We start from the raw sequence: 2,290 nt of genomic DNA, 5'->3' as shown, positions 1-2,290 counted from the left end.
AAATCCTTATCTGGCAAGAGACTTAATTGATTAGTTCGCTCTAGATCAAAAACAATTGACAAAAATCGCCAAATGTCTTTCTCTATAAGAGTTTCATTCTTTATAATCCTGTACGTTGCATAAGACAAACCGAAGAACCATAAATTACGAATTGGCAGGTGGGGAGAGGGGAGAGCGGAGAACAAATAAAAATAATCTCCTGAATAAGCTAAGACGCATTTTAACGGCCTATCCTGAGATTAGCTGAATCTCCCCCAATCCCTTTCCTGTTGCAAGAGTGCAAGAGTGCCTCATCTCAACCAGCAATTTAGATGCGGGGGCAGCTTATGAGCGGCTTTTCTTTGTCATAGAATTGACATCTGGCTGTTATAGTCCTGACAAATCAGAGTTATATGCTAGAGTTAATCCAGCAAAGGAATAAATTATTTCCCCTAGCCCAGCTTTCCTCAAGCTTCCCACACAGGGTCTAGGGGGAGTTTATTTTTCTGCCATGGAGGAAAACCGCTACCCGGCCGGAAAAGAAAATTTTTCTATAACTTGAGTAGCCTTGACAACAGGGAAGACAGTCAGGCAGACTGACCTAAACAGGTTTTTGGGGCGAAAATATAGTTTCTTGCCCTTCTGTCCCCCTAAACACTGTCTTAGCTCTGATGGCGAGCATAATCATCCTGAAAACGGACTATATCATCCTCTCCTAAATATTCCCCATTTTGCACTTCAATTAACACCAATTTGATCACCCCGGGGTTTTCCAGACGGTGAGCGGTACACTGCGGCACATAGGTGGACTGATTAGCACCGAGAATTTCCTCGTTATCTCCACAGGTGACTTTTGCCGTCCCCGAAACCACAATCCAGTGTTCACTGCGATGGTAGTGCATCTGTAAACTGAGACGATGACCCGGATTTACTTCAATCCGCTTGATTTTATAACCGGGACCTTCTTCTAGGGTGGTGAAAGAACCCCAAGGCCTAAATTCTGTTGCTGCCGATTCTACGGTCGAAATAAGCTGAAATGGTGCCACATCTTGGGATGCGATCATTATATTATGTCTCCATTGCTAGGTCTGATCTTAGTCCAAGATAGCAGCAAAAACCCTAGATGGCATCTAAATCAGTGATCAGTAAACAGTAAATAGTGGTCACTGATTTACTCTTCGTCGGTGTTGAGAATACGGGGAACGCGGAAATAATCCCCTTCTGGGGCCGGCGATTCTTGCACTAAGACCTCGTGATCGGGATAAAGTCTATTACTATCGGCGCGAGTGATATTTTGAATTTCGATCGCTCGCGTGGTGGGTGGCACATTTTCCGTGTCTAATTCGCTTAACTGCTCGAAATAATCCAGTATTCCGCTTAATTGCGCCGCAAATTGTTCTTCTTCGCCGCTATCAATCTCTAAACGGGCTAAATGGGCGATTTTTTCAACTGTTGCTCGATCGATCATGGGGGAAATGGGGTAATGATGAATTATGAATGATGAATTGGGGAGTGAGGGAGTGGAAATTATGAATTATCAATTATGAATTATCAATTGGGGAGAATAAATAAAAGCAATTTCCTGACTCCTGACTCCTGAATCCTGTCTCCTCAATTTAGAAGAAAACATCAATTTCCGATCGCCCGGTGATTTTCAGCCAGTTTTGGGCTTCAATGTAGTTATTGGGGGCTAATCGGATGGCTTGTTTCCAGTATTCTGCCGCTTTGTCGTAGAGTGCTTCTGCTTCCGCTTGTCGGCCGTCTTCTCTGGCTTTTTCCCCTTGAAAATGGTAAATAACAGCGATATTATTCAAGGCGGAGGGCATTCTAGGATTAAGTTGGATAGCTTCTTCGTAGTATTCCAGAGCCTTTTCATGCTCGCCGTTACTAGCGTGGATAATGCCGATATTGTAGAGGATATAACTGCGATCGTTAGGATCCTCTTCTAAGGTTAACGCTTCATAGTAGTTATCTAGGGCTTCGGCGTATTCGCCGTCAGCTTGGGCAGACATCCCATCACGGTAATAAACAAAGGCTTCCTTGGCTTTTTTATTGGCGGGCAGTATCTTTAAAATGATATCCGCCATGACGGTAAAAGATTTATCAATAAAATTATCGTTACGTTGGGTGCGTGGCATAGTTAGGACGATTAGGCGATCAAAATGACTATTTAGGGCTTGCTGAATAAAGGTGAAATGTAGGCAAGGTAAGGGTTTTGTGGCTTTTCTCGCGAAACAGGTGCAAGATTTTGAGAGAATCGTGCTTCAAAACCTTGCGTCTTCATCGGCCCGCGTCCTGTAGGGGCGAAGCA

3 protein-coding genes are annotated in these 2,290 nt (G+C 43.9%); all 3 read right to left on the bottom strand.

Features of this window, described 5'->3' with window-relative positions; genetic code table 11:
• Nucleotides 1-641: 641 nt before the first annotated feature.
• A complete protein-coding gene (locus ACE1AQ_RS22185; protein WP_002803359.1) occupies nt 642-1,043 on the bottom strand; it encodes a phosphomannose isomerase type II C-terminal cupin domain in 402 nt (133 codons plus the stop codon).
• 107 nt (nt 1,044-1,150) lie between these two features.
• Nucleotides 1,151-1,447, bottom strand: coding sequence for an Asp-tRNA(Asn)/Glu-tRNA(Gln) amidotransferase subunit GatC (gene gatC, locus ACE1AQ_RS22180; protein ID WP_002803357.1), 297 nt, complete (start codon nt 1,445-1,447; stop codon nt 1,151-1,153).
• A 148-nt stretch (nt 1,448-1,595) separates the two neighbouring features.
• Nucleotides 1,596-2,117 (bottom strand): photosystem I assembly protein Ycf3, encoded by a 522-nt coding sequence (locus tag ACE1AQ_RS22175; RefSeq protein ID WP_002803355.1) that lies wholly within the window; start codon nt 2,115-2,117, stop codon nt 1,596-1,598.
• Nucleotides 2,118-2,290 lie beyond the last annotated feature (173 nt).

The organism is Microcystis sp. BLCC-F209, assembly GCF_041928595.1.
Lineage (GTDB): Bacteria > Cyanobacteriota > Cyanobacteriia > Cyanobacteriales > Microcystaceae > Microcystis.
The sequence above is the reverse complement of the archived record's forward strand: the minus strand, read 5'-3'. Positions and strand labels throughout refer to the sequence as shown.